Origin of the sequence: Bacillus sp. JJ783 (assembly GCF_036963225.1) — a bacterium.
GTDB lineage: Bacteria > Bacillota > Bacilli > Bacillales > Bacillaceae_G > Bacillus_A > Bacillus_A cereus_U.
The window spans coordinates 10,105-10,419 of record NZ_JBALMG010000155.1 but is presented as its reverse complement, the minus strand read 5'-3'; the positions used below and the strand labels follow the sequence as shown (position 1 = coordinate 10,419).

Here is a 315-nt window from a genome sequence, read left to right as displayed (position 1 = left end):
TTCATTATTATATTTTTTATCTATGATTTACAAAATATTTACATAAATTAAACATAATAAAAGGTAACGCCTCTTTATATAGCGATACCTTTTATATATTCTTTATTAAATAACACCTTTAACTTCTTCATTCACTGGCCACTTTTCTAAAGTATAAGCCATTTCCCAAAATGAATATTCATATTGACTACTAAAAATAAAATGTTGTCTCATACGATTACGGTCTGCCTCTGTTACTTTTTCAGCAATCGTATCTAATCGTGTAATTTGCTCTTCTACTAGAGTACGGAACCAATCAGATCCATATGCAGAAAT

General features: G+C 28.3%; 1 pseudogene. It reads right to left on the bottom strand.

What is annotated here, in order from left to right:
• Positions 1-105: 105 nt before the first annotated feature.
• Positions 106-315 (bottom strand): annotated as a pseudogene (locus tag V7038_RS25700) (thiaminase II); the annotation flags it as partial.